This window comes from Streptomyces lincolnensis, from assembly GCF_021173675.1.
GTDB classification, from domain to species: domain Bacteria; phylum Actinomycetota; class Actinomycetes; order Streptomycetales; family Streptomycetaceae; genus Streptomyces; species Streptomyces lincolnensis_B.
This window is the reverse complement of the sequence record NZ_JAIHON010000003.1, coordinates 653,566-678,898: the sequence shown is the minus strand read 5'-3', so window position 1 is coordinate 678,898 and position 25,333 is coordinate 653,566. Positions and strand designations below refer to the sequence as shown.

At 68.9% G+C, this 25,333-nt stretch carries 25 protein-coding genes and 2 pseudogenes; 17 read left to right on the top strand and 10 right to left on the bottom strand.

All coding sequences use genetic code 11. The annotated features are described in order from the left end of the window. Window positions 1–113: 113 nt before the first annotated feature. The gene (locus K4B79_RS10195) at window positions 114–1,094 is read right to left on the bottom strand and encodes a helix-turn-helix domain-containing protein (RefSeq protein WP_232026134.1); all 981 of its coding nucleotides are present in this window, start codon (window positions 1,092–1,094) and stop codon (window positions 114–116) included. Window positions 1,095–1,376: 282 nt separating this feature from the next. On the opposite strand from K4B79_RS10195, the gene K4B79_RS10190 reads away from it, so the two are divergent. The 4 genes from K4B79_RS10190 (at window position 1,377) to K4B79_RS10175 (ending at window position 4,786) form a co-directional block, all read left to right on the top strand. Further along, window positions 1,377–2,201: an alpha/beta fold hydrolase gene (locus tag K4B79_RS10190; RefSeq protein WP_232026133.1), complete on the top strand. Its 825-nt coding sequence runs from the start codon at window positions 1,377–1,379 to the stop codon at window positions 2,199–2,201. Between the two features lie 90 nt (window positions 2,202–2,291). Then, a complete protein-coding gene (locus K4B79_RS10185; RefSeq protein ID WP_232026132.1) occupies window positions 2,292–3,119 on the top strand; it encodes an alpha/beta fold hydrolase in 828 nt (275 codons plus the stop codon). Window positions 3,120–3,133: 14 nt separating this feature from the next. Next, entirely contained in the window at window positions 3,134–3,928 is a 795-nt protein-coding gene (locus tag K4B79_RS10180; RefSeq protein WP_232026131.1) for an alpha/beta hydrolase, read from the top strand. Window positions 3,929–3,991: 63 nt separating this feature from the next. After that, window positions 3,992–4,786 carry an MBL fold metallo-hydrolase gene (locus K4B79_RS10175; protein WP_232026130.1) on the top strand — a complete coding sequence of 265 codons (795 nt, stop codon included), beginning with the start codon at window positions 3,992–3,994 and terminating at the stop codon, window positions 4,784–4,786. 219 nt (window positions 4,787–5,005) lie between these two features. On the opposite strand, the gene K4B79_RS10165 is transcribed toward K4B79_RS10175, so the two are convergent. Then, complete coding sequence (locus K4B79_RS10165) at window positions 5,006–6,211, bottom strand: MFS transporter (protein WP_232026129.1); 1,206 nt, start codon at window positions 6,209–6,211, stop codon at window positions 5,006–5,008. A gap of 389 nt (window positions 6,212–6,600) precedes the next feature. Between K4B79_RS10165 and K4B79_RS10160 the strand changes: the two genes are divergently transcribed. From K4B79_RS10160 to K4B79_RS10150, 3 genes are all read left to right on the top strand, one after another. Further along, on the top strand, window positions 6,601–8,019 hold the full coding sequence (locus tag K4B79_RS10160) for a DEAD/DEAH box helicase (protein WP_232026128.1): 1,419 nt from the start codon (window positions 6,601–6,603) through the stop codon (window positions 8,017–8,019). A gap of 388 nt (window positions 8,020–8,407) precedes the next feature. Further along, window positions 8,408–8,713 carry a type II toxin -antitoxin system TacA 1-like antitoxin gene (locus tag K4B79_RS10155; protein ID WP_232026127.1) on the top strand — a complete coding sequence of 102 codons (306 nt, stop codon included), beginning with the start codon at window positions 8,408–8,410 and terminating at the stop codon, window positions 8,711–8,713. Then, on the top strand, window positions 8,710–9,096 hold the full coding sequence (locus K4B79_RS10150; RefSeq protein ID WP_232026126.1) for a fic family toxin-antitoxin system, toxin component: 387 nt from the start codon (window positions 8,710–8,712) through the stop codon (window positions 9,094–9,096). The genes K4B79_RS10155 and K4B79_RS10150 overlap by 4 nt, the downstream gene beginning before the upstream one ends. Window positions 9,097–9,204: 108 nt before the next feature. On the opposite strand, the gene K4B79_RS10145 is transcribed toward K4B79_RS10150, so the two are convergent. Continuing rightward, window positions 9,205–9,651, bottom strand: coding sequence for a DUF1772 domain-containing protein (locus K4B79_RS10145; RefSeq protein ID WP_232026125.1), 447 nt, complete (start codon window positions 9,649–9,651; stop codon window positions 9,205–9,207). A 91-nt stretch (window positions 9,652–9,742) separates the two neighbouring features. Here K4B79_RS10145 and K4B79_RS10140 point away from each other — a divergent pair, with 91 nt between their 5' ends. Together K4B79_RS10140 and K4B79_RS10135 are read left to right on the top strand one after the other, a co-directional pair. Then, the gene (locus tag K4B79_RS10140; protein WP_232026124.1) at window positions 9,743–10,321 is read left to right on the top strand and encodes a TetR/AcrR family transcriptional regulator; all 579 of its coding nucleotides are present in this window, start codon (window positions 9,743–9,745) and stop codon (window positions 10,319–10,321) included. Between the two features lie 243 nt (window positions 10,322–10,564). Next, window positions 10,565–11,686: an FAD-dependent oxidoreductase gene (locus K4B79_RS10135; protein WP_232026123.1), complete on the top strand. Its 1,122-nt coding sequence runs from the start codon at window positions 10,565–10,567 to the stop codon at window positions 11,684–11,686. Window positions 11,687–11,863: 177 nt separating this feature from the next. On the opposite strand, the gene K4B79_RS10130 is transcribed toward K4B79_RS10135, so the two are convergent. From K4B79_RS10130 to K4B79_RS10120, 3 genes are all read right to left on the bottom strand, one after another. Beyond that, a complete protein-coding gene (locus tag K4B79_RS10130) occupies window positions 11,864–12,979 on the bottom strand; it encodes an alkene reductase (RefSeq protein WP_232026122.1) in 1,116 nt (371 codons plus the stop codon). Window positions 12,980–13,290: 311 nt separating this feature from the next. Next, complete coding sequence (locus tag K4B79_RS10125) at window positions 13,291–14,637, bottom strand: aldehyde dehydrogenase family protein (RefSeq protein WP_232026121.1); 1,347 nt, start codon at window positions 14,635–14,637, stop codon at window positions 13,291–13,293. 155 nt (window positions 14,638–14,792) lie between these two features. Continuing rightward, complete coding sequence (locus tag K4B79_RS10120) at window positions 14,793–15,833, bottom strand: NAD(P)-dependent alcohol dehydrogenase (protein WP_232026120.1); 1,041 nt, start codon at window positions 15,831–15,833, stop codon at window positions 14,793–14,795. A gap of 171 nt (window positions 15,834–16,004) precedes the next feature. Between K4B79_RS10120 and K4B79_RS10115 the strand changes: the two genes are divergently transcribed. Further along, window positions 16,005–16,928, top strand: coding sequence for a helix-turn-helix domain-containing protein (locus K4B79_RS10115; RefSeq protein ID WP_232026119.1), 924 nt, complete (start codon window positions 16,005–16,007; stop codon window positions 16,926–16,928). Window positions 16,929–17,233: 305 nt separating this feature from the next. Further along, window positions 17,234–17,353 (top strand): annotated as a pseudogene (locus tag K4B79_RS10110) (ADP-ribosylglycohydrolase family protein); the annotation flags it as partial. Between the two features lie 75 nt (window positions 17,354–17,428). On the opposite strand, the gene K4B79_RS10105 reads toward K4B79_RS10110, so the two are convergent. After that, entirely contained in the window at window positions 17,429–17,986 is a 558-nt protein-coding gene (locus K4B79_RS10105; RefSeq protein ID WP_232026118.1) for a DUF3291 domain-containing protein, read from the bottom strand. 432 nt (window positions 17,987–18,418) lie between these two features. Between K4B79_RS10105 and K4B79_RS10100 the strand changes: the two genes are divergently transcribed. Continuing rightward, entirely contained in the window at window positions 18,419–18,622 is a 204-nt protein-coding gene (locus tag K4B79_RS10100; RefSeq protein ID WP_232026117.1) for a hypothetical protein, read from the top strand. A 230-nt stretch (window positions 18,623–18,852) separates the two neighbouring features. Continuing rightward, the gene (locus K4B79_RS10095; protein WP_232026116.1) at window positions 18,853–19,272 is read left to right on the top strand and encodes a glycosyl hydrolase; all 420 of its coding nucleotides are present in this window, start codon (window positions 18,853–18,855) and stop codon (window positions 19,270–19,272) included. Between the two features lie 298 nt (window positions 19,273–19,570). Here the strand turns inward: K4B79_RS10095 and K4B79_RS10090 are convergent, their stop codons facing one another. Both K4B79_RS10090 and K4B79_RS48575 read right to left on the bottom strand, forming a co-directional pair. Beyond that, window positions 19,571–19,708: a hypothetical protein gene (locus K4B79_RS10090; protein WP_232026115.1), complete on the bottom strand. Its 138-nt coding sequence runs from the start codon at window positions 19,706–19,708 to the stop codon at window positions 19,571–19,573. A 114-nt stretch (window positions 19,709–19,822) separates the two neighbouring features. Then, window positions 19,823–20,096 (bottom strand): annotated as a pseudogene (locus tag K4B79_RS48575) (transposase); the annotation flags it as partial. A gap of 418 nt (window positions 20,097–20,514) precedes the next feature. On the opposite strand from K4B79_RS48575, the gene K4B79_RS10075 reads away from it, so the two are divergent. From K4B79_RS10075 to K4B79_RS10060, 4 genes are all read left to right on the top strand, one after another. After that, window positions 20,515–21,714 carry a serine hydrolase domain-containing protein gene (locus tag K4B79_RS10075; protein WP_232026114.1) on the top strand — a complete coding sequence of 400 codons (1,200 nt, stop codon included), beginning with the start codon at window positions 20,515–20,517 and terminating at the stop codon, window positions 21,712–21,714. Between the two features lie 547 nt (window positions 21,715–22,261). Continuing rightward, window positions 22,262–22,927, top strand: coding sequence for an HAD family hydrolase (locus K4B79_RS10070; RefSeq protein ID WP_232026113.1), 666 nt, complete (start codon window positions 22,262–22,264; stop codon window positions 22,925–22,927). A 66-nt stretch (window positions 22,928–22,993) separates the two neighbouring features. Beyond that, window positions 22,994–23,530 (top strand): GNAT family N-acetyltransferase, encoded by a 537-nt coding sequence (locus K4B79_RS10065; protein ID WP_232026112.1) that lies wholly within the window; start codon window positions 22,994–22,996, stop codon window positions 23,528–23,530. Window positions 23,531–23,581: 51 nt separating this feature from the next. Further along, window positions 23,582–24,175 carry a TetR/AcrR family transcriptional regulator gene (locus K4B79_RS10060; RefSeq protein WP_232026111.1) on the top strand — a complete coding sequence of 198 codons (594 nt, stop codon included), beginning with the start codon at window positions 23,582–23,584 and terminating at the stop codon, window positions 24,173–24,175. A 14-nt stretch (window positions 24,176–24,189) separates the two neighbouring features. On the opposite strand, the gene K4B79_RS10055 is transcribed toward K4B79_RS10060, so the two are convergent. Next, complete coding sequence (locus tag K4B79_RS10055; RefSeq protein ID WP_232026250.1) at window positions 24,190–25,221, bottom strand: SMP-30/gluconolactonase/LRE family protein; 1,032 nt, start codon at window positions 25,219–25,221, stop codon at window positions 24,190–24,192. Window positions 25,222–25,333 lie beyond the last annotated feature (112 nt).

Genomic DNA, 25,333 nt, shown 5'->3' with positions numbered 1-25,333 from the left:
GGACTTCAGTCGGCCGTCAGGCAGGACACCGCCCGCAGATTCTTGGTCGGCCAATGGAGCATTGCGGATCCCCTGACCTCGCAGGCGGCTCAACAGCGCTTCGCCCTGATCGTTTAGTGCTCGTCCGGAGGCGAGAAGGCTGTCGCGTCGTGGTGAAGGCGGCGCCACTGGCGGGGTGTGGCGCCGTAGGTCTGATGGAAGCGGCGGGAGAAGTGGGCGGGGTTGGTGAAGCCCCAGGAGCGGGCGATGGCCTCGATGGTGCGGTGGGCGTGCTCGGGTGTGGTCAAGTCGCGGCGGGTGCCTTCCAGGCGTCGGCGAATGATCCATTTCTCGAGGCTGAGGCCCCCTTCCTCGCACAGCCGGTAGAGGGTTCGTACGGAGATGTTGTGGGCCGCGGCGATGCTGTGGGGGGTGAGCCCGGGGTCGGTCAGATGCGCGCGGATGTAGGCGAGGACGCGGATCAGGAGCGTGTCCTGCGCGACCGCCCGCCGGGTGGGTTCGTCGGCGGCCACCGAGGTGATGAGGGCGCGGGTGAGTTCCAGGGTGGCGGAGCCGAGCGCCTCGGCGCCGGGGTCGGCGCTGAGTTGGTCGGCGCGGTGGTGCAGGCGCCGTATGTGATGCAGCAGCAAGGGTGCGACATTGCTGCGCTCCAGGAGCGGTATCGCGGTCCGGACCAGGTGTTCCGGCAGGCCGAGACGGTCGGTGTCGACCATGAACGCGACGGACAGTCCGGTCCCGGACCATGCGTACTCGTAACCGGCGGTCTTGTGCGCCAGGGCCAGGGCGTCGGTGCCCACGTGCTGCTGATGGCCGTTCCAGGTGAATGCGCCCTTCCCCTCGCTCTGCGTGATGATCGAGACGGTGTTCATCGAGTCGAACCGCGCGTGCCGTGGGGTGCGCCAGATGCGCATGCCGGTACCGCGCGTGGCGAACAGGGTCAGCGCGCCGAAGTTCCAGACCTCCAGTTTCTTCCGCACGCCTGCTTCGGGATGTTCCTGCTCGACCGAGCAACTGCCGCTCTCCCCGACAGCCACGGCGTGAAACGCCTCGATCCGGTCGGCGGCAGGTAGGTCCTCCGTGTCCAGAACCAGCATGGTCCCCCCAGGACTGCAGCAGCGGGCCGTCCACTGCCGTGCCGTCCTCCAGATTCTTCAACACCGGGGGTGGCTTTGGCAGTTGGGTTCCCGTACTCCCTGGCCACCTGCGCATGGTCCTTCACCGCGCGCCACACAAATCACCCGGCCGGACGCCGTCTTGGCACCCAGGGAACAGTTCTCGGCGCGCACGGCAAAGAACCTCGCCCACGGCGCTGACACGATCCCCCTTCACCGAGTCGGGCACCGACACCGACACCGGCCACCGACGGGAGCGCTCCCATGGGGAACTTCATCACCACGCGCGACGGCACGGAGATCTTCTACAAGGACTGGGGCAGCGGGCGTCCGGTGGTGTTCAGCCACGGCTGGCCGTTGAACGCCGACGCCTGGGACGACCAGCTGCACCTCGTCGCCTCGCACGGCTACCGTGCGATCGCGCACGACCGGCGCGGACACGGCCGCTCCGGCCAGCCGTGGAACGGCAACGACATGGACACCTACGCCGACGACCTCGCCCAGCTGATCGAGACCCTCGACCTGCACGACGTCGTGCTGGTGGGGCACTCGACGGGCGGCGGTGAGGTGACCCGCTACATCGGCCGACACGGTACGTCCCGGATCGCCAAGGCCGTCCTGCTGGGCGCGGTGCCGCCCCTCATGCTCAAGACCGACACCAATCCGCAGGGCCTGCCCATTGAGGCGTTCGACGCCATCCGTGCGGGCGTGTCGGCCGACCGGTCGCAGTTCTACGCCGAGCTGAGCCTGCCCTTCTACGGCTTCAACCGGCCCGGTGCGACGGTCTCGAAGGGTGTGTCGGACGCGTTCTGGCTGCAGAGCATGCAGGTCGGGCTCAAGGGCGCGCTGGACTGCATCCGCGCGTTCTCCGAGACCGACTTCACCGAGGACCTGGGGCGCTTCGACGTTCCCACCTTCATCGCCCACGGCGACGACGACCAGATCGTCCCGATCGTGGCCGCCGGCCTGGAGTCGGCCAAGCTCGTCAAGGACGCGACGCTGAAGGTCTATCCGGGTGCTCCGCACGGTCTCGTGGGCGCGTTCAAGGACGAGTTCAACGCCGACCTGCTCGCGTTCCTCGCCTCCTGAACCCCGCAAACCCTCGTCGTCACCGGCACTGGGCGCGCCGCCCGCCGGCACCTCCGCACGATCCAACCCTCCTGTCCGAAAGGGTTCGTCATGCGTGTTCCTGTACTGCGCCGTCTGCTGACGGCACTGGCCGCCGCCGTTCTTCTCGTCGCCGGCGCGGTCTCGGCCCAGGCGACCTCCCTCAGAGCCGTGCAGGCGGACAAGACGCCGAAGCCGACCGTCGTCCTCGTGCACGGGGCGTTCGCCGACGCCTCCGGCTTCAACGACACCATCGCGCTGCTGCAGAAGGCCGGCTTCCCGGTCATCGCGCCCGCCAACCCGCTGCGGGACACGGCGGGTGACGCCGCCTACATCTCCAGCGTCGTGGACACCATCCCCGGCCCGGTCATCCTGGCGGCCCACTCCTACGGAGGCGTCGTCATCACCAACGCCGCCCGCGGCCACGCCAACGTCAAGGCCCTGGTGTACATGGGGGCGTTCGCGCCCGACCAGGGCGAGAGCGCGCTGCAACTCGCGGGCCAGTTCCCCGGCAGTGAACTGGGCGCCGCCCTGATCCCCCGCAACTACCCGGTGCCCGGCGGCGAACCGGGCACCGACGGCTACATCGACGCCGCGAAGTTCCGGGCGGTGTTCGCCGCCGATCTGCCCGCCTCCCAGACCCGTCTGATGGCGGCCACCCAGCGCCCCGGCAGCGTCCAGGGCCTCAGCGGCCCCAGCGGCGCGCCCGCCTGGAAGACCGTCCCGTCCTGGTACCTGATCCCGACCGAGGACAAGGTCATCCCGCCCGCCGCCCAGCGGTTCATGGCCAAGCGCGCAGGCAGCAAGGTGACCGAGATCCGGTCCTCGCACGTGGTCATGATCTCCCACCCGGAAGCCGCCGCCGGGATCATCAAGGCCGCCCACGCGGCCACCCGTTGAAGGAGCGACCGCTCATGAAACCGGACACCATCGTCCTCATTCACGGCTTCTGGGTGACACCCCGCAGCTGGGAACACTGGATCACCCGCTACCAGTCCCAGGGCTTCCGGGTACTGGCCCCGGCCTACCCCGGATTCGAGGTGGAGGTGGAGGCGCTCAACGCCGACCCCACTCCCATCGAGGAGCTCACCGTCCCCTCGATCATCGCGTCGCTGGAGAAACTGATCGACGGCCTCGGCACGCAACCGATCATCATGGGCCACTCCGCCGGCGGGGTGTTCACCCAGATCCTGCTCGACCACGGATACGGCAGCGCCGGAGTGGCCATCAACTCCGCGCCCACCGAAGGGGTGGCGACGGTTCCGCTGTCGCAGCTGAAAGCGACGTTCCCCGTGCTGAAGAACCCCGCCAATCGACACAAGGCCGTCGGATTCACCTACGACCAGTGGCGCTACGCCTTCACCAACACCTTCCCCGAGGACGAGGCCCGCGCCCTGTACGAGCGCTACCACATCCCCGCCTCCGGCCATGTGTTCTGGGGCAGCGCGCTGGCCAACATCCACCCCGGCCACGCCGACTCGTACGTGAACTACCGCAACGACGACCGGGCTCCGCTGCTGTTCGTCGCGGGCGAGAACGACCACCTGATGCCGCCGAAGATCCAGCGGTCCAACGCCAGGCACTACAAGTCGGACGCCACCGTCACTGAGGTCGTCGAGTACGCCGGCCGATCCCACCTTATGCCCGCCCAGAAGGGCTGGGAGGAGATCGCCGACCACGCCCTGGCCTGGGCCCTGGACCACACCTGACCGACAGCCGACCAACCGACCGTGGTGCCCGGCCCGCCGGGCACCACGGCTCAGGAGGCGCCCATGACGGAAGTCCGGTTCACCCACATCGGCGGCCCCACCGTCCTCATCGAGTTCGCGGGCTGGCGCCTGCTGACGGACCCCACCTTCGATCCACCGGGCCGTACGTACTCCTTCGGCTGGGGGACGTCCTCCCGCAAACTCACCGGCCCCGCCCTGCCCCGCGAGGAGATCGGACCGGTCGACGCGGTCCTGCTCTCCCATGACCACCACAGCGACAACCTCGACGACGCCGGCCGTGCCCTGCTCGCCGACGTCACCACGGTGGTGACCACGCGTGCGGGAGCACGTCGGCTGGACGGCACGACCGTACGGGGACTCAAGGCCGGCCGGACCACCCGGTTGCAGGCGCCGGACCGGCCACCCATTGCCATCACCGCCACCCCCTGCCGACACGGCCCGCCCCTCAGCCGCCCCGTCGCCGGACAGGTCATCGGGTTCGCCCTCGCCTGGCCCGGCCAGCACCACGGACCGCTGTGGATCACCGGAGACACGGTTCCGTACGGCGCCCTACGCAAGACCGCCGCCTCCCTGCGCCCCGGCACCGTCCTGCTCCACCTGGGAGGCGTCCAGTTCCCCCTCACCGGCCCCATCCGCTACTCGATGACCGCCGCCGAAGCGCTCGACCTGTGCGCAACGATCCAGCCCCAGACGGTCCATCCCGTCCACTACGAAGGCTGGCATCACTTCCGTGAAGGCCCAGAAGCCCTCACCAGGAAACTGGAGGCCCTGCCCCCGGAGCGCAGCAAGCCATTCACCTGGCTGCCCCGGGGCACCCCGCACCTCACCACCGTCTGACCAGGAGCTGGGCTCTGGGCCCGTCGCACCGGCCCCCAGGGGCGCCTTCACCCCGTACAGCCGCAAGCGCGCCGCCTCCTGGGGCATGCGCCCGCAGGCCTGGAACGTGTACCCAGGGCTTCGAGCGGCCGACGGCTGGCATCCCTGGAAGGCGACCTCAGCTCTCTCCGTCCTGGAAGTGAGCCGTCCGCCGCCGATAACACCGGCAGAACGGCGTTCCTACTTGGCAGCGGGGACCTGGTCGGTCTGCGAGCCCGATGACGTGATCACCTCGGAGTGTCGGCCACCCCGGTCCATGAGGCCGCCCATGAACGCCAGTCCCAGCCCGGCCACGCCGAGGGCCGCGCCGACCAGGGCGGGCGAGGCCCAGCCCCAGCCTGCCGAGATGGCGAGGCCGCCGAGCCAGGCGCCGCCCGCGTTGGCCAGGTTGAAGGCGGAGTGGTTGGAGGCCGCCGCCATGGTCGGGGCGTCCTTCGCCTTGGCCATCAGCAGCATCTGGACGGGCGTGGTGATGAGAGCACCCATGGCGCCGATGACAGTGATCGTCACCAGGGCGGGCACGGTGCTGTGGACGGCGAAGTAGAACACCACGAGCGCCGAGGTCAGCAGGGCGAGCCCGGCGTACAGGGTCGGGCGCAGGGCGCGGTCCGTGAGCGGGCCGGCGACCAGCGTGCCGAGGGTCATGCCGACGCCGTAGAGCGCGAGGACCAGCGTGGTCGAGGAGTCGGAGAGGCCCGTCACGTTCGTCAGCATGGGCACCAGGTAGCTGTAGACGGCGAAGAACCCTCCGAATCCCACGACCGCCGTGGCCAGGCCGATGACCACCTGCTTGTTGCCCATGGCCCGCAGTTCGTGCCGGACGCCGGACTGCCGGCCACGGGGCTGGTCGGGGACGAAGACGGCCAGCGCGGCGAGGGCGACGAGGCCGATGACGGCGACCGCGACGTAGGCGGACCGCCAGCCCAGCTGTTGTCCGAGAGCCGTTCCCGCCGGGACACCGACGATGTTGGCGATGGTCAGGCCGAGGAACATCTTCGACACCGCGCGTGCGGCCCGGTCGGGGGCGACCAGCCGGGACGCCACGACCGCGCCCACTCCGAAGAGGGCACCGTGGGGCAGGCCGGCCAGGAAGCGGGCGGCAAAGAGCAGGCCGAAGTTCGGAGCGAGCGCGGATGCCGCATTGCCGATGACGAACAGGCCGGTCAGGAGCAGCAGCAGCTTCTTGTGGGGGACGCGCGCACCGATGCCCGTCAGCACCGGGGCACCGACGACGACACCCAGTGCGTAGGCGGAGACGACGTTGCCCGCTTGCGGCACGGACACGTCGACGCCGTCAGCGATCTGGGGCAGCAGCCCCATCGTGGCGAATTCGGTCGTGCCGATGCCGAAGGCGACAACAGCCAGGGCCAGGAGAGCCAGTGGCATGGCGCAGGAGAACCTTTCGGAGGGAGCGGTGCGAGAGGAATGCGGGAGCGTCGGGTCGCGGCCGCGGTGTCGCGGCTGCTCGTGGCCCGTCGTGCCTGGCATCGTCGCCCGGCGCCCCCAGGGCATGGCAAGCCCATAACAAGTGCAGCAGTAGCACCTGACCGGGCATTCCAAGATCCCCGCCCACACCGCATGATCCATGTCACACCGTCACGCCGATGTCCTGCTGAAAGTCCGGCAATGTGCCGGTCACGCGAGGCCGACGTCGCCGAGGTCGGTCAAGGGCTGCCCGCTGATAAAATCGGGGCACGCTTCGACATCACCGGGGCCCGTACCAAGGGGTACGGGCCCCGGGCCGTTCCGGGGCGACAGATCAGGAAGGTTCCCTCATGAACGCGAAGCGGTCGGCCCCTGGCCTCTCCCCCACCGGAACACCGCGGCGGGCGACAACAGCGCAGGGCGAACCCTCGACGCCGCAGGGGGTGTCCCCCGGGCTGCCTCCGGCCGCGTCCTTCGACGCGCTCGGGCTGCCGTCGGAGCTGATGAGTGCGATGACCGGCCTGGGGGTGGCAGAGCCCTTTCCGATCCAGGCAGCCACCCTGCCCAACGCGCTGGCCGGCCGCAACGTCCTCGGCCGGGCGCGGACCGGCTCCGGCAAGACACTGGCTTTCGGGCTGGCGCTTCTCGTCCGGACAGCGGGCCTGCGAGCGGAGTCGAAGCGGCCGCTCGCGCTGGTCCTGGTGCCGACCCGGGAACTCGCACAGCAGGTGAGCGACGCGCTGGCACCGTATGCGCAGACGCTGAAGGTGCGCCTGGCGACGGCGGTCGGCGGGCTGTCGATCAACCGGCAGCAGGCACAACTGCGGTCCGGGGCCGAGGTGCTTGTCGCGACGCCGGGGCGGCTGGCCGGCCTGGTGTCGCGCCGGGACTGTCACCTGGGGCAGGTGCGGATCACGGTGCTGGACGAGGCGGACCAGATGTGCGACCTGGGTTTCCTGCCGCAGGTCACGCAGATCCTGGATCAGGTGCGGCCCGACGGGCAGCGACTGCTGTTCTCGGCCACACTCGACCGCAACGTCGACCAGCTGGTGCGGGACTACCTCCACGACCCGGTTCTCGCCTCGGTCGACCCCGCGGCGGGGTCGGTCGCCACGATGCAACACCACGTACTGAACGTCCACGCCGCCGACAAGTACGCGACCGCGACCGAGATCGCCGCGCGGGACGGCCGGGTGCTGATGTTCCTGGACACCAAGGCCGGCGTGGACCAGTTCACCCGGCACCTGCGGGCCAGCGGCGTACGGGCCGGTGCTCTGCACAGCGGGAAGTCGCAGCCCCAGCGCACACACACGCTCGGTCAGTTCAAGGACGGTCAGATCACCGTGCTGGTGGCCACCAATGTCGCCGCGCGGGGCATTCACATCGACACCCTGGACCTCGTCGTCAACGTCGACCCGCCGGCCGACGGCAAGGACTACCTGCACCGTGGCGGGCGTACGGCACGGGCCGGGGAGTCCGGGACCGTGGTCACCCTGGTCACACCCAACCAGCGTCGCGATGTGAACCGGATGATGTCCGAGGCCGGGATCCGGCCGACGGTCACCCAGATCCGCTCCGGCGAGGCGAAGCTGACCGCCATCACCGGCGCGAAACGCCCGCCGACCGAGACGAAGACCACCAGCGGCAACATCCCGTTCCGCGGCCTCGGCTCCCGTGCGGGGCGCCCCGCGAAGGAGTCCCGCAAAGCGGCCGAGGCCCGCAAGGCGGCGGAAGCCCGTGCGGCGGCCCGGGTTCGCAAGGGCCGCTGACGCCGGTACGACCGGGGCCGCCGGTGCCGCTGATCGTGCGCTGCTGCTCGTGGTGGCGGGGCACGGGGTGTGCGTGATGCGCCCTGCTGGTGAACTCCCGTACGTACAGCACGTGGGCTCGGGTCACATCGCTGGTGATCCAGCGGCTCCGGCGCGGGCTTCTCCCAGTGCCCGGGCGACCTGCCGGGCCCGGCCCAGACCCGACCGGTGCCGTTCGGCGAGCCCTGCGGCACTTGCCGAAGTGTGGGTCGGCGTCGGCCGTCTCCGTATCCCACAGCGGCCTGCCGAACCAGCCCCGCTCTGACTCAGCGGGGCTCAAGGGAACTCGCGGGATGGTGCACGCCACGTCACCTGGCCACCCGATGGTACCTGCGATACCGTCGGTACCATGTCTCAGCCCAAGGCGATGAACCTTCGTTTCCCCGATCCTGCCCAGCGCGCCGCGATCGAGGCCGCGGCGCGGCAGGAGGGCGTCAGCCTGCAGGAGTACATCCTGTCCGCCGCCTACGCCCGCGCCACTGCCGTGGAGGCCAGGTTCCTCGACGCCTTCAGCGAGTCGATGTCCCGCAGTGGTGACGCGTTTGGCGAGGGAGCCGAGACAGCCGACGCGACCGGTCCCGGCGATGAGCGGCGGGCTGCGGAGCTGGCCGCGCGGCGTGGTCTTGAGGAGCAGGAGCGGGGTCACGCCGCGTGACGCAGCACGAACCGCTTCACCCCCTTGACGTGACCTTCCTGCTGCACGCCGCCGAGCTGCTGCCCGGTGACCCGCAGGTGGACGACCTCGGCCCCCTCTACGCCGCCGTCGCCCGGGTCAATGCCCGGGCCCTGGAACGCGACGTCTACGGGTCCCTGTACCTCAAGGCGGCCTCGCTGTTGCAGACACTGGTGCGGCTGCCGTGCCTGGAGCACTCCAACGAGGCCTTCGCCTGGCACTGCACGGAGGCGTATCTGGCGCTGAACGGGTGCCCTCTGGAGTACCCGCCGAAGGAAGCGGTCGCTCTGGTGCGGGACACGGCTTCCGGTGCGATGGGTGTTGGCCTGATCGGTCGTCAGTTGCGCGCGTGGAGCGTTGCCTGAACTTTGCCCGTGCGTGCGCACGTTCCTGCTTCTGCCCGAGTCCGTGACCACGGGCAACGTGCAGATCACTGCGATGTCCTGTGCCGCCTGCCCCACAGTCCCGCGGGCTCAGGCGAGGGCGGCCGCCAGGCAGGCGAAGGCGGCGATGATGACGGCGACGCGGACGTAGTGGAAGCGGTCCCAGCGGGTTATCTGCTGCTTCCAGTCGGCGGGCCGGTTCTCGGGGGTCCACGTCTTGACCCGGTTGTTGATCGGGACGAGCAGCAGAATCGACATGATCACGCTGAGGATCAGCAGCGCGCCGGCGGTGACGACGAGGCCGGTGCCGGAGTGGCGCCATCCGGCGATGGCCCAGACCGCGACTAGGACGAGTGAGGTGATGTACCAGAACGGCATCACGGCGCCACCCCTCCGGCCTCCGTGGGCGCGGGCGAGTTGGTTGCTGTCGTCGGGGAGTGTGTTGAGGGTCGGGTTGAGGAAGAAGGGGACGGAGAACTCCACCCCCACCATCACGCCGACGACCACGGTGGTGACGACCTGGAGTGCGTTGAGCATGATGACCCCTCCTGGAATCTAGCGCTGCTAGCTGATGAGGCAACGCTAGAGCTACTGCCGCTCTTTTGTCTAGCGGTGCTAGGATCGATTCATGTCGGTACAGGAACGCAAGCAGCGGGAACGGGCGGAGCGCGAGCGCCTCATCGTGGCGACGGCCCGCGAACTCGCCGAGCAGCAGGGCTGGGACGCGGTCACCACCCGTCGGCTCGCCGAGCGCATCGAGTACAGCCAGCCCGTCCTCTACAGCCACTTCCGCGGCAAGCGCGAGATCATCGGCGCGGTCGCCCTCCAGGGCGCCGCCGAGATGGCCGTGGCGGTGCGGGCCGCGACCTCCGCCGTGGACGGCCCGCGCGCCCGGGTGGCCGCCCTGGCCCGCGCCTACCTCGACTTCGCCGCACGCAACCCGGCGGTCTACGACGCCCTGTTCCAGCTCGACGGCGGCCTGGCATACGCCCAGGAGGACACCCCGGCACCTCTCAAGGACGCCTTTGCCGCACTCCTTGAGACCCTCGGCGAGGTTGCGGGAGACGGCGTCGACCCGAGCCTGTTCACCGAGACGTTCTGGGCATCCCTGCACGGTCTCGCAACCCTGACCCGGGAAGGGCGGCTGCCTCCGGAGCACACCGAGCGCAGGGTGCAACTACTGGTGGACCGGCTCGCCGTGGTCTGACACACCGCCCCAGCAGGCAGGCAGGCAGGCAGCGCGAGGGGACCCGACCGCCGCCAGGCCGACACCGAGCTATAGTCACCGGGTCGCGAAAAGCGATGTTCCGCGGGTTCCTTCGCAGGACATCGTTCGTACATCGATACAGATGGTTCTGATCGTTGAGCGTCTCCTTGCCGAGACCGGGCTCTCGTCCGCTCCCGGCACTGGCCACCGCCGACACGTGTCGGCGCGACAGAGGAGCTCAGCATGCACAAGACCATCGCCATTGTCGGAGCGGGACTGGGCGGGTTGACGCTCGCCCGGGTGCTTCAGGCTCGGGGTGTCGCCGCGACGATCTACGAGGGTGAGACGTCGGCGACGACCCGTACGCAGGGCGGCCTGCTCGACATCCATGAAGAGACCGGCCAGGTCGCGCTTCGCGCGGCCGGTCTGTACGACGAGTTCCTCACTCTGGTCCGCCCGGGCGAGGACGCCAAACGTGTGGTCGACCGCGACGGCACGGTCCTGTTCGACATGCCGGCGGACCCCGGTTCGGCCCGTCCCGAGGTGGACCGTGGCGAACTCAGGCGCCTGCTCATCACCTCGCTGGCCCCCGGGACGATCAGGTGGGGTCACAAGCTCGCCTCGGTCCGGCACCGTGTGGAGGGCGGCTACGACCTCACCTTCGCGGGAGGGTCCACCGCACGCGCCGACATCGTCATCGGCGCGGACGGTGCCTGGTCGAAGGTGCGTCCGCTGCTCACCCCCGCCAAGCCCCTCTACAGCGGGACCTGCTTCATCGAGATCGCTCTCGCCCCGGGCGGCCCGACCCGTCGGGCGAGCGTGGCCGCGATCGGCAGCGGCACGCTGATGGCGGTCGCGCCGGGCAAAGGCATCATCGCCCATCGCTACGCCGACGGGCACGTGCGCGGATACGTGGCGCTGAACAAACCCGAGGAGTGGATGACGTCGATCGGCTTCGGCGACCCGGCCGCGGGCCTCCGCCCCATCGCCGACCAGTTCGATGGCTGGTCGCCGCTGCTCACCGCCTTCATAACGGAGAGCGACGCGGAACCGTGGCTCCGCCCCATCCACGCCCTTCCCGTCGGGCTCACCTGGGACAGGGAGCCCGGCGTGACCCTCGTCGGCGACGCCGCGCACCTGATGTCGCCCTTTGCCGGCGAGGGCGCGAACCTCGCCATGTACGACGCCGCTGATCTGGCCGGCAAGCTCGCCGAGCAACCCGACATCGAGGTCGCACTCAGCACCTACGAAGAGCAGCTCTTCCCGCGTAGTAACGACGCCGCCGGCCGCTCGGCGCGGAACCTGGAGATCTTCTTCGGCCCGGAAGCACCGCAGAGCGTAGTCACTCTGTTCGATCGCTCCTGATAGCTCGTCAGCTGTCGCCGAAGGCCGCCACAGTGGCCACGCACGAGAGCGATGTGCTCGACGAGGCCACCGAACGCAGGCTGCTGACGGGTCTCACAGGGGCGGTCACGGTGTCGCCGGGCGGCGCCTGTCCATGGGTGAGTGGGGCTGCCGCATGGACAGGCGTGACCGTGGGCCTCAAGCCGTTTCGAGGAAGGGGTAGTCGGTGTACCCCTCGGCGTCCAGCCCGTAGAACAGCTCGGGCCGCGGCTCGTTCTCCGGGTGGCCGCCCTGCCAGCGCTCGACCAGGTCGGGGTTGGCGATCAGCGCCCGGCCCACGGCCACGGCGTCGGCGTGCCCGGCCTCGATCTGCTGGAGAGCCCGCTCGCGGGTGGTCTGTCCCCCGCCGAGGGGGCCGTTGTTGACGATCAGCTTGCCGTCGAAGCGCCGGCGCAGCTGCTGTACCAGGTCACCGCCCGGCTCGATGTGCAGTACGGAGAGGTAGGCCAGGCCCAGCGGTCGCAGTTGGTCCAGCAGGGTGCCGTAGGTGGCCAGGACGTCGTCCCGGTCGGTCTCGAAGACGTCCCCGAAGTCGACCTCCGGCGAGATCCGCAGCCCGACCCGCTCGGCACCGACGGCCTGGGCGACCGCGGTGACGACCTCGACGACGAAGCGGGCGCGGTTGTGCGGCGAACCGCCGTATTCATCGGTGCGCTGGTTGGCCGCCGGGGAGAGGAACTGGTGGAGCAGGTAGCCGTTGGCGCCGTGGATTTCCACGCCGTCGGCTCCCGCCTCGATGGCCCGGCGGGCCGCGGTGACGAAGTCCTCCAGCGCTGCACGGATCTCTGCGGTGGTCATCGCTTCCGGTACGGGGTAGGCCTGCTCGCCCTTCTCGGTGAACGTCTCGCCGGTCCTGGCGATCGCGCTGGGGGCGAGGACGCGGCGGCCGCCGTTGATGTCGGGGTGGGTCTGGCGGCCGGCGTGCATGAGCTGCAGGACGATGCGGCCGCCCTCGGCGTGTACCGCCTCGAACACCCGTTGCCAGCCGGCCGCCTGCTCGTCGGTGGCGATGCCCGGCTCACCGACGTACCCCTGCGACGCGTGGTCGGGGTAGGTGCCCTCGGCGATGATCAGCCCGACGCCCGCCCGCTGCCGGTAGTACTCGACCATCAGATCCCCGGGAACGCCGGAGGAACCGGCCCGGACCCGGGTCATCGGTGCCATGACGACGCGGTTGTCGAGGTCGATCTTCCCGAGAGAGACGGGAGAGAAAAGTGACGGAGCGGGCGAAACTTCTGACGTGTTGACAGACATGGGTTTCTTTCTTTCTGTAATGACGGAGGGAAACGGGATGCAGGTCTGTGGCGCAGGGGGTCCACGCTGTCCCGACGGACAGGGGTGCTGGTGGTGTGGGCGGCGAACGCGGCGAGAGCCGCATGCCGTCGGCGTCGGTGTCGACGCCGGTTCGAGCGCAACTGACCGCTGGAGTAAGGACGTTCGCTCTGGGCGCCGCCGCCGGAGTCGGTACGGAACGGTGTCCGCACCCCGCGCCGCGACCGACTCCCTCGACGCGCCCCCGCGCGGGGGCTCGCCCATCGGACAGCTTGCTTCACGAAAGCGCGGGGCTAGCTGAGCGGGACGTCCGCGACACCCTTGAGGTGGCTGAACGTCTCCAGGGAGTACCGGCCGTGGTAGTGGCCCATGCCGCTTTCACCGACGCCACCGAACGGCAGGCCGGGCATGAGCAGTTGTATCACCGGCTGGCCCCAGGCGACGCCGCCGGAGGACGTCTCGTTCACCAGTCGCGCCTTGGTGGCCTCGGAGGTGGTGAAGGCGTAGAGGGCGAGGGGCTTGTCGCGTTCGTTGATGAAGGCGATGGCGGCATCAAGGTCTGCGACTTCCACGACGGGCAGGATCGGGCCAAAGGTCTCCTCCTGCATGACCGGTGAGGCGGGGTCGACCTCGGTGAGCACGGTCGGTGCGATGAACAGGTCGTCACGGTCGTGCTTGCCTCCCACCGCCGCCCGGCCGGAGTCCAGCAGACGCGTGAGCCGGTCGAAGTGCCGCTCGTTGATGATCCGGCCGAAGCCGGCCGAGGCCTGCGGGCTGGTGCCGAACTGGGCGTCGACCGCCGCGCGCAGGGCGGGGACCAGTGCGGCGGCGGTGGCGGGGTCGGCCAGGACGTAGTCGGGGGCGATGCACTGCTGGCCCGCGTTGCCGAACTTGGCGCCGACCAGCCGCCTGGCGGTCTCGTCCAGGTCGGCGTCGGGTGCCACGAAGACCGGTGACTTGCCGCCGAGTTCGAGCGTGACGGGGGTGAGGTGCTGGGCGGCTGCGGCCATGACGATCCGGCCGACGGTGCCGTTGCCGGTGTAGAAGATGTGGTCGAAACGCTGCGCCAGCAGGGCCGTGGTTTCCTCGGCGCCCCCTTCGACGACGGTGAGCACGTCGGCGTCGAAGTACTCACGCAGCAGGCGTGACGCGACCGCCGAGGTGTGCACCGAGATCTCGCTCGGCTTGGCCACCACGGTGTTCCCTGCGGCCAGGGCGCCGATGATGGGGTCGATGAGCAGGTGCAGCGGGAAGTTCCAGGGAGCGATCACCAGGACCACCCCGAGCGGGTCGTACGTGGTGTAGGCCGTGGTCGTGGGACCGAAGTGGGCGGGAACCTCCACCGGGCGGGGCTGAAGCCAGCTCTCGAGGTTCGCGAGCGTCTCGTCGATGTCGGCGACGGTGAAGTCGATTTCCTGCGTCTTCGCCTCGGCGGCGTTCTTCCGCAGGTCCGCCCAGAGCGCTTCGATCAGCTCCTGCTCGTTCTCGACCAGCAGTGCCCGCAGCCGCTGGAGCTGGTTGACGCGCCAGTCCAGTGGGCGGGTGACGCCGGTGTTGAACGTCGCACGCAGGCGGTCGACCACCTCCGCAGCCGTTTCCGTCCGGTGGGTCCTCGACTCGGTCGCTTGTGTTGCGGTCATGGGGTGTACTCCGTTCTTGATGCACGCCACACCGTCAAAGGCGTTGGGGGCATGCCGTGTTACTGGTGATGTGGTGGGTGACGGATGACGGCTTGTGCTTCAACGGCCCCAGGAATCCGCCTTGTCCGCCGGGGCCCTCACGCGCTCGACCGGTCTCAGATGGTCGCCGTGTCGATCACGAACCGGTAGCGCACGTCGCCGGCGGTGAGCCGCTCGTATGCCTCGTTGATCTCGGATGCGGTGATCAGCTCGATCTCCGAGCCGATGCCGTGCGCGGCGCAGAAGTCGAGCATCTCCTGGGTGTCCGCGATGCCGCCGATCATCGAACCGGCGACGATCTTGTTGCCGACGATGAGGGAGAACGGGTGGAAGGCGACGGGCTCTTCCGGGACGCCCACGTTCACCAGGGCGCCGCCCGTCCGGAGCAGGCTGAGGTACGCGCCGAAGTCCAGTGGCGCCGACACCGTGGAGACGATCAGGTCGAAGGTGCCGGCGAGCTCTTCGAACGTCTTCGGGTCGCTGGTCGCGTAGTAGTGGTCGGCGCCCAGCCTCAGGCCGTCGTCCTTCTTGCGCAGCGACTGGGAGAGGACCGTGACCTCCGCGCCGAGCGCGTGCGCGATCTTGACGCCCACGTGGCCGAGACCGCCCAGACCGACCACGGCGATCTTCTTGCCAGGGCCCGCGCCCCACTGCTTGAGCGGCGCGTACGTGGTGATGCCCGCGCACAGCAGCGGCGCGGCGACGTCGAGGGACAGCCCGTCGGGGATACGGACGACGAAGTTCTCGTCGACGACGACGTGCGTGGCGTAACCGCCGTAGGTGGGCTCTCCGTCACGGCCGATGCCGTTGTACGTCTGGACGGGCCCCCGTACACAGTGCTGTTCCTGGCCTGCCTTGCAGTTGTCGCACTCGCGGCAGGAGTCGACCATGCAGCCCACGCCCACGCGGTCGCCGACCTTGTACTTGGTCACCCCGGAGCCGACCTCGGAGACGACACCCGCGATCTCGTAGCCCGGGACCATCGGGAAGATCGCCTCTCCCCAGCCCTCGCGGACCTGGTCGGTGTCCGAGTGGCAGATGCCCGCGAACTTGATCTCGATCAGCACATCGAACTCGCGGACCGCGCGGCGCTCGATGGTGGTGCGCTCCAAGGGAGCCTTGGCGGCGGGGGCAGCGTACGCAGCAACAGTGGTCATGCCGGTGGTTCTCCTAGCTGAGGTTCCCTGCCCGGCTGCCTTCCTGCCGGGCACGGTCACCAGCGTTCCGGCCGGGCCGGCATTCACCCAGGTCACGGCTTTGCGTATGCCCGCGATGCCTACCACTGGCTGGGGCAGGCTGATGTGCGTCCGACCGGGGATACTCGAGCCATGGACGAATACCCCGAACCGGTGATCGAGCCCGCCGCCGGCGCGCTGGACCCGCGTGCCGAGCTCAGCGAGTTCCTGCGCACCCGCCGGGCCCGGCTGCAGCCGGAGGACGTGGGGCTGCGGAGCTTCGGACGGTACCGGCGCGTGCCGGGGCTGCGCCGCGAGGAGCTGGCGCAGCTGGCCGGAGTGTCGGTGGCGTACTACACGCGGCTGGAACAGGGCAACGGGCGGCATGTGTCACCGGAGGTCCTGGACGCCATCGCCCGCGCGCTCAGGCTGAGCGACGCCGAGCACGCCCACCTCACCCGCCTGGCGAAGCCGAAGCAGCACAAGAGGCAGCCGGCCGGTCGCACGCAGCAGGTGCGGGGTCCCTTGCGGACGCTGCTGGACACCATGGACGGCGTCCCGGCGATCCTCGTGGGTCGGCGCGGGGACCTCCTCGCCTGGAACCGGATGGCCGCAGTGGTCTTCGGCGACTGGGCCGAGCTGCCGGCGCAGGAGCAGAACTGGGCACGGCTGGTGTTCCTCAGGCCCGAGTACCGCGACCTGTTCGTGGACTGGCAGGAGAAGGCGAACGACGTCGTCGCTCAGCTGCGTCTGGATGCCGGCGCCCATCCGAACGACCCCCGGCTGTCCGCTCTGGTGGGCGAACTCTCCGTGAAGAGCGAGGAGTTCCGGCAGCTGTGGGCCACCCACGACGTCAAGGACAGATGCCACGGCATCCAGCGTCTGCACCACCCGCTCGTCGGCGAACTCGATCTCCGCCTCGAGTCGTTCCACCAGGCCGACAACCACGAACAGACGCTGGCGACGTACCACGCCGAACCCGGTTCCCCGTCGGCGGAGGCACTACGACTGCTGGCCAGCTGGGGCACCGACGCGACACGGGCGGGAGCCGGGATGCCGCCGGCACGCACGAATTGACGTACTTCCCTTGATCACCGGTGGCTGGCTTGCGCGCCACGCCACGCCACGCCCAGGGCCCTTTCGCACGCCACACGCCTCCGGGGTGGTCTCGTATTCAGGACGGCGTAGGTGGCACGGGTGACACGGTTCCCGCCCGAGGTGGTCGGCAAGGCGGGGCCGGTAGGTCCACAGCGAGTGCACGGCACGGCCGTGGGGAGGCACGTTCGCCGCCGATGATCCCCCAAGCGTTCCCGCGCGGTTTCCCGTGCCTGGTGCCGGTGGCGAGATGGGCGGCATCGGGCCCCAAGGACATCCGCCTGCATCTCGCACCCGACTGGCACCTCGATCAAGCGACCGCGTTCAACGGTGCCGTCTGGCCCTGCCTGGGCTGGTCCGTCTGGGCCCTGCGCACCACCAGCTTCGAGGACGCGATACGCGCCGCAGGCTGCCCTTTGTTCCACGCCCCCTTGCTTCCTGAAGGCAGGGTCTCTTGCGATGAGCGCGGGCCCGGAGGCTGGTCAGCGAACCTGGTCGCTCCTCGGACCGATGCCTCTGCTCCTGGTCGGGGTCCCGTCCGGGGCGAACGAGTCGTGGAAGGTGAAGGCGTACGGCTCGGAGCCGTGGTCGTGGAGATGCTCCAGCCTGGAAACCCCGTCCCGCCACGTGGGTATCACACCGTCGGGGACCCACCAGAACACGTAATTCGGGTGCCCTGTCCTCTCGAACCAGTCGTAACGCCTGTTGAGTGCCTCACGGTGCAGGCCGGTGTAAACGGCGTCGAAGGCGGGGCGCAGGCCGGTCCAGAGTGAGAGGGTCGTGGCCAGCGCGGTGGTTTCCACCGTATGGCCCTTGCCGTACCACGTCGGTACGGCGAACTCTCCCCATGCACCCCAGTCCGCCCCGAAGAACGCGCCCCGCTCACCGTAGGCCGTTTCAGCACGCGCGACGTATCCGGGACGCTGACTGATCTTCTGGTAGACGGCCTCACCCAGGTCGTAGAACTCGCGCGTGAGAGGTGTGGGATCGGCGAGAGGTGACTTCAGGACGCCGAAGGTGTACAGAGCAAGATGGGGCATGCGTCTCTCCCTGGTTGGGGCTGCCTGGTGTGGACCCGTCCGGTGGCTCACGCGCATGGGGGCGAAGGTTCGTAGGGCGTGACCGACTCATCCCGTCGCGGCTGCCCCAGCCGAAGGAACCCCTTTGCGGCCGCGGGCGGCCACCGAAGACCAAAGGGAAGGTAGCCGCCTCCGCGAGGCATGTCGAAGTTGCAATTCCCCTGCCCACGTGGCTTCTTGCCCAGGTCCTGGCGGGAACCGGGGTGGCGCTGGCGGCGTCCGTGGACGTCAGTGTCGGCCCCTCGAATGCCGCCGCCAGGCGCGGATCGAGCAGACCCGGCGCCGGCTGGCCAAGCTCTGCCGCGAGGACCTCATCGACTGGATCGTGCTGCCGCGGACCAGTCCCGCCCGGGTGTGGATCCTCACCGCGTACGGGCTCCAGGTCGCCTCCGAGTGGCCGGAGCCGCGCGGGCGGCGGGCACGGACACCTCGTGGCCGACGTTCGGGATCTACATGGCCGTCGTCGGCGCGGGCACGGGCTGGATGTCCGCCGGTACGCACTCGGCGTTCCTGCGGGGTGCGGGACCGGACACGGCCGCGCCGAGCGAGGGACCCGAGCCGACGGGGCCGGCGGAAACGATGACCGAGATGGCCTGACTTCTCGGACCGTGTCGTACAACAACCTCGGGTCCGGCTCTCCGGCTCGCGACAGGGGCGGGCCGACCGACCGCACGCCAGGAGCGTCACCTCTCCCAAGTACCCGCTCTAGCAGGCACTTTGCGTGCGGGTCAACCTCAGTTTTCCGGGATGGCCGTGCCCCCAGTCACGGCCGAGACTTCAAGCCTTGACCACAAGGGCCTCGGGGCTCCCAAGGGAGAACAAACACAATGCGCGTGAACAAGAAGGTCGCGGCCACGGTCTCGGCGCTGGCGATGACCACCGGGCTGCTCACCATGTCCGCGGCTGCCCCCGCAGGCGCTGCTGACGGCTGCAACACCAACGTGGTGTTGGGGACTGCCGCGGCGGCGACCGGGGCCCGTGGCCAGTTCTTCGAGTTGCGGTTCAACGGCAGGGGGGACAACACCTGTGCGTGGGGCCGTGTCACCAACGGCGCCATCGGCATGCACGTCTGGGTGGACCGCAGCAGTAACGGCGGGCGCACGTGGGAGCCGCAACTGGGCCTGCGGAGGGTGGACGCGGGAACCAGCGTGCACACCGAGGCCTGGCGCGACCGCAACGGACAGCTGATGCGGGCCTGCGGTGACTCCGGCGACGGCACGGCGATCACCTGCACCGCTTGGTGGTAGGCCCTTCGCCGGGGTGGTGCTCGGCCCGCGGGTGGGTGGGGAGCTGATCACCCGTTCCCCGCCCCCTCTGGGCTAGTGAGAGCTTGAGGTTGCGCTCAGTGTGCCGGCGCTCCGTGGGAGCCGGGGCCGCCCACCCTCCCGCGCCGTAACGCCGGCAGGACATGTGCCGTGTCTCGCTCAGTCGAGTCGTTTTCTCAACTTCTCAACGAACCGAGTCGTTCGGGCTTCTGTCTCAGCGAACCTGGTCGCGCGGTTGAGCACACTGTGGGTGCCGGATGGCTGTACCGGCGGCGGTGGATCACTTGGTGCCGTGCATCGAGCCGTCGTAGTGGGCGCGGTGTACGGACGTCGTCGGCGTCCGCTGCGGGACTGTGTGACGGGCCGGTTCGAGGATGCCGAGCCCGTGCGTACGTTTCGCGGATCGCGCGGTGAGCATCACTTCCCTGGCTGGGGCGTCTTTCGAAATGGCTGGTCACAACCATTCGTTGATGGCCGCGACCAGCTCGGTCGCCTCATAGCGGACGGAGAGCTTGTCGTACCTCGTCGCCACCGCGCGGTGGCGCTTCTCCGGGATCGTGCAGCGGATGCCGCGCTTGCGCAGGTAGGCGCGGTTCGCGCGGGAGCCGTACGCCTTGTCGGCGCGAACCTTGTCCGGCCGGGTACGCGGATGGCCCGAGCCGAGGCACCCGGATACCGCCCAGGGCCACCTGGAACTGCGGGGAGTCACCGCGCCGCCCGGCCGTGGTCACCAGCGACATGGGCTTCTGGGCCTGTTCGACCGCCAGGTGGAGCTTGGCCGTCAGCCCGCCGCGGGAGCGTCCGAGACCGTGGTCGTCCGGCTCGGTGAACAGACCACCTGGCGGCTCGATCTGCAGATCCCCTTTCTGCGGGCGCCGGCCGCATGCTGGTGGGCGCGGCCGATGGTGGAGTCCACCGAGACGTCCCAGGTGATCAGTTCCTCGGCATCGGCCCTGGCCTGCAGCTGTCCGAAGATGCGGTGCGCAGTGGGCGAAGCTGGATAGAGCTAAAGGGCTCTATGTCTTCTGAGGAGTGCCTTCGAAGCTGCACTTGGCCTCACTCAGGGGGTCAGCACCACTACCACGCGGGGAGGTACCCCCATTACCTGCCGTACCTCCACTGCGTAGCGTGATCGCCGTTCCCAGTTCTGTTCGATTCGATGGAGGAATAGCGGCAATGGGGTACAGGCTTCGTCGGCGGGGTGGTCAGAAAGGGAAGCGCTTCGTGGCCCTGGTGACGGTCACTGCGGCGATTGTTTCGGGGATGATGGTGTCGGGAAGTGGGCCGACCGTCGCGCACGCAGTGATGGAGCCATCCGTTCGCAGTGCCACCGCTTCACTGCGAAGTGACCTCGAGAAATATCAGGATGCTCAGGGCACTAAGGATCATTTCTCAGCGGTCTCCCTTCGGGTGACCTATGCTGATCAGCGACCTGATATCTCGGTCGATGCGGGGACGTCCCGCTACGGCGGTGGTCGACCGATGAACAGCAAGGCGCTGTGGCAGATAGGCAGCAACACCAAGGCGTTCACGTCCGTGCTGCTGCTTCAACTGGAGGCCGAAGGAAAGCTGTCCATACGGGACAAGCTGGGAAAGTGGCTTCCCCAGTATCCGGCGTGGCGCGATGTCACCATCAAGCAACTGCTGTCGATGACCAGCGGCATCCCCAACTACACCGAGCAGAGTGCGTTCCTGAAGGATTTCGATGCCAATCCGTCCAGGCGCTTCACGCTGAAGCGCCTGATGTCCTATGTGGAGGGCCTGCCACTGGGTTCCGCGAAGTACGAGTACTCGAATACGAACTACCTCCTCGCGCAGATGATTGTCGAACGAGCGTCGCACGATACGTACCAAGAGCAGCTCGCCGAGCGCATCATCGAACCTCTCGGAATGAACGACACCTGCCTCCCCCCGGACTGCCCTCCGGACACGGCCTCGCGGATGCCGACGCCGTACTCCACCCATTCCGTCCTGCCGAAGCATCTCAACAAGTCGCTTCCTCCGCTTGACCTGTCCTGGGCGCAGGGGGCGGGTGGCCTGGTGAGTTCGCTGAGAGACATGACGGCTTGGGACAGGGCGCTGTACAGCGGTCGACTACTGCCCTCAGCGCAGCAGCGCGAGCTGGAGTCCCTGATCTCGGCGAAGACGAGTAAGCCCATCAAGACCGTCACGGCCGACGATCCTATTGGTTTCGGGCTCGGCGTCGTGAAGTTCGTCCATCCTGTGGCCGGGACGGTCTGGGCCTATGAGGGGGCCACTTATGGGAACCGGGTGCTGCACATGTACTTCCCGAATACTGGCATGATCATCGCCATTGCCGTCAACAGCGCCGTTGGCGAAGCGGACACACTGCCGGACCTCGCCGGTACCGTCTACAAGACCCTTTCGGAGCAGAAGACACAGGCTCTCCCACGGCACCAGTAGCCCCGGCGTCAGCTGCGTGGCTTCCAGGTAGCTGCACTGTGAGGCCTGAGCGCCCTTTTCCTGAGCTTGGCCTTTAACGTCGCAGGTAACTCGGCCTGCTGAGGCCCCGGGAATCGGCAGGCCGTGATGCGGCCATTCTTCGCGGTGGTGACAAGGTACGACAAGCTCGCCGTCCGCTATGAGGCGACCGTGTTGGTCACGGCCATCAATGAATGGCTGTGACCAGCATTTTGGAAACACGCCCCAGTACGGGGGTACTTTGTGCGCCGCGGACGGCTCGGCGGTGGTCGTCGATGTTCGTGCGGACGATCGGATCGAGCCGAAAGACGCTGAGGCGTTGGAGGTGAAGCGTCCGCTCTGCGCCCAGGCCGGGTGGAGGTTCGGGCGGAAGGCCCCTCCCAACGCGCTCCTTGAACCTCTCGCCGCCGCGGCCGGAGTCCGCCAATCGACCAGATCACCGTCCGCAACATCCGCTTCGCCGACCTCGTGCCACCGCCTACCGGAAACTGGCCCGCATCGCAGGAGGTTGCATGATCTACTCCCGGTCATGCCGTTGTTGCTGCTGGACCTCGACAACACCCTTGTCGACCGGGACGCGGCCTTCCGCGCCGCTGTCGCGGGCTTCCTCGCCGACCATGATCTGCCCGACTCCGATCTCACATGGGTGATGGCCGTCGACGCGAGCGGCTACACGGCGCGTGACGAAGTCTCCGCAGCCCTCACCAACCGATACGGCGACGTGGTGCCCACCGCCGCCGTCCGTGCCCTTCTCGACAGCGGCGCCGCCGACCGTGTCGTCCTGGCTCAGTCGGCCCGGGAGGCGCTGAACAAAGCGCAGGCGGACGGCTGGACTTGTGTCATCGTCACCAACGGCCGCACCGTCCAACAGGAGGCGAAGATCCGGAAGACCGGGCTCGATCGACTCGTCCAGGGCTGGGTCATCTCCGAAGCAATCGGCCACAAGAAACCCGAACCGGAGATCTTCCAAGCGGCAGCCGATGCCGTCGGCGTCCCCCTCTCAGGCGCGTGGGTCATCGGTGATTCACCCCACGCCGACATCGCAGGCGCCGGCGCGCTCGGCCTTCACAGCGTGTGGGTGACGGACGGACGTGCCTGGACCCACGACTCCTACCAGCCCACCCGGGTCGCTGCCGACGTCGCCTCCGCGATCAACCACGCCATCAGCACATCGGGAGTGGTACCACCTCGCTGACGCGAGCCCAGCGAGGTCGCGGAGAATCGCTTGGCCGGTGCTCGGCGGAGAGATCATCATGTGGCGATGTCTAAGAACCGATCCTCTGCGGCACCAACCGTGATGCGGCTCCCCCAGTACACCAAGGCTGACCAGGAAGAGATCCTTGGCACCAGTGACGATCCCTTCGGTGTCGCCTCGACCGGCCTGACCTGGCTGCCGAAGGAGGAACACTTCGGCATCAGACACGAAGACCGGCTCGTGGCACACGCCGGCCTGCTGCGACTGCCTGTCGCGATCGGCGACGTCGCGACAGAGGTGGTGGGCGTCGGCGGGGTGGCCGTCGCGCCCAGCATGCAAGGCCAAGGCCTGGCTCGGCTCGTCGTCACAGCTGCGCTGGAGCACGCCCGCACGCTGGGTCCTCAGCACGCACTCCTGTTCTGCCGGCCTCCCCTCGTGTCGCTCTACAAGCGTCTCGGATGGCACCCGCTCGACAACGACGTACTCGTCGAACAACCCGAAGGCCGCCTGGTGACCATGCCGCTGCGGACCATGGTGACGCCCCTGCGCGACGATGCCCGCTGGCCCTCAGCACCAGTACGGCTGCTCTCGCTCCCCATGTGACGGAGGATCACCCAGCCAACCGATCCAGTCGCAGCCGGATATCCTCGGCGGGTGACACAGCAATCCCTCCCGCCTCAGCGGCAGCCCGCCAACGAGGGGCCCAAGGCTCGCGCGCGCAACCGGGCCGCCCTCATCGCTGCGGCCCGGGAGATCTGTGCGGAGCACGGTCTGGACGTGCCCTTGTCCGCGATCGCGAAGCGGGCCGGTGTCGGCCAGGGCGTGCTGTACCGGCATTTCCCCGACCGTGCCGCCGTGGCGCTTGCCGTGTTGGAGGAGAACGTCCAACAGATCGAGCAGGCGGCGGCCGCGGACGGCACGGACCTGGCCCTGCTCCTGGGTGTTCTCACCTGGCACCAGGTGGAGTCGACCGCTTTCGTCAGTGTGCTGCACGCCGAGGGGGTGGGCACCCACTGCGGCCCCTCCGGCTACGCCCTGACTCTGTCCCAACGGGTGGAGTACGCCCTGCGCAGGCATCTGCCGGACGGTCACCGGCTCGCGGAGCGCGCCGACGATCTCATGATCGCCGTCGCCATGGTCTCCGGTGCCGTCACCGGCCCCACTCGCGAGCAGCGGGAACGTCGGGCTCTGGCGGCCTGGCAGCTGCTCGGTGTCGAGGTGGGCCCGGTCCGGCCCTTCGGTGGCTGAACGAGACGCAGGCGTCAGCCGCCGTTGGACTGGCGGATGCCCTCCGCCAGCGCGTTGAAGACGTACAAGTATCCCCCGGCAGGTCCGCTGACGGTCATGTAGGCCTTGGTCCCACCGGGCGTGATGGCCACGTTGGTCGCCGACTGAAGCCCGTCGGCGGCGCGGGCGGGCACCTCGACGGTGGCCAGGCGCTCGCCGTTCTCGCTGTACACGGCCATGGCCGGACGGCCGTGCAGTCCCTGGTAGAGGTTGCCGTCGGCGTCCACGGCGATCGAGTCCGTCTGCGCGATCCCGCCGTCGACGCGGATGGCGGTGTGCCGGGAAGCGACCGCGCCCTTGCCGTCCAGGAGGAGATAGGAGATGCGGTTCTGCGTCAGCTCGCTGAACCACAGGCCGCGGTAGCCGGTGTCGAACGAGATCCCGTTGGGCGCGGCCAGGTCGTCCGCCAACACAGTGGCGACTTTCCCCTCGTGGTCGATGCGCACCACGCGGCCCTCCGCCTCACCCTCGGACAGGCCGCGTGAGTCGCTGACGTACAGGTTGCCCTCCCGGTCGAAGGCGAGGTCGTCGGGGTTCATCCGCGCTCCGTCGACCTCGCCGGAGAAGAAGATCCGCGGATCGCTGCCGTCCGCGGCCAGGCTCACGATGTCGCCGTGGGCGAAGTCGCTCAGGTAGATACGCCCGTCCCGTGGGCTGAACTGGGCCGAGGTGTAGGCGCCCCGGTCGTCGGTGTGGACCGCGTGCGAGGTCTTCTTGCGGACGTCGACGCGCAGCACCTTCGGCTCGCCGGCGGGGGCCGTGACGTCGACGACGAGGAGTGTGCCGTCCTCGTCGAAGGTCGGGCCCTCCAACAAGGTCATCCCGGTCGTCTCGTGCACCTGCGTCAGCTGCATCACCTGCTGCGCGCGGATGATCCGGTTTCCGGCCGCCACGTCCGCTCCGGAACCGCCGGTCTGCGTACCGCACCCGGTGAGCACCAGCAGACCGAGCGTCACGAGGCCGGCGAGGGACCGGGGTGTGGGGATCGGGGGGCGTCGCACGTGAATCACTCTTCCTGTCCGAAGTATGCGGAAGCAACCTACCCATCAACCGGACATCATTGTCCGGTTGTTGTTACCGTAGCGCATGGCTGTTCAAGTCCCGTGCTCTCCACGCCAG